General features: G+C 39.0%; 2 protein-coding genes. Both read left to right on the top strand.

Features of this window, described 5'->3' with window-relative positions:
• Positions 1-189 (top strand): AbrB/MazE/SpoVT family DNA-binding domain-containing protein (locus CH377_RS19565; protein ID WP_244283721.1); only part of this gene is annotated, 189 nt, incomplete at its 5' end.
• The coding region (locus CH377_RS19560) for a type II toxin-antitoxin system death-on-curing family toxin (RefSeq protein WP_100725403.1) at positions 186-505 on the top strand (320 nt) is incomplete at its 3' end. The genes CH377_RS19565 and CH377_RS19560, both read left to right, overlap by 4 nt.

Raw genomic sequence — 505 nt, 5'->3', positions numbered from 1 at the left:
GCTGGGGCTACAATTCCTAAAGTACTTCTGGAAAAGTATAATTTCCATGAAGGAGATACTGTCTTTCTTTTGGAAACTGAAGCAGGCATTCTTCTGTCTCCATATGATCCTGATTTTGAAGAGGCGATGGACATTTACCAAGAAGGCTCTAAAAAATACCGTAATGCTTTAAGAGAATTGGCTAAATGAAGAAAGAGCCTAGATGGTTAAATAAGAAAATCGTCGAAGCAATTCATTTAGATCAAGTTAAACAGCATGGTGGATCTCAGGGGATCCGAGACCAAGGGCTTCTGGAATCGGCTCTTGATCGCCCTAAGAATAAATGGGTATATGACTCTTCCTCAAGTATTTTTGATTTAGCAGCTTCATTATGTATAGGAATAGCCAAGAATCATCCGTTCATTGATGGGAATAAACGTGTCGCTTACATGACAACGTACGTATTTCTCGGATTAAATGGGTATAGTATAGAAGTGCCAGAAGAAGAAGTCGTATCGATTATGCT

It is taken from the genome of Leptospira haakeii (genome assembly GCF_002812045.1).
GTDB classification, from domain to species: domain Bacteria; phylum Spirochaetota; class Leptospiria; order Leptospirales; family Leptospiraceae; genus Leptospira_B; species Leptospira_B haakeii.
This window is presented reverse-complemented; position numbering and strand designations above follow the sequence as displayed.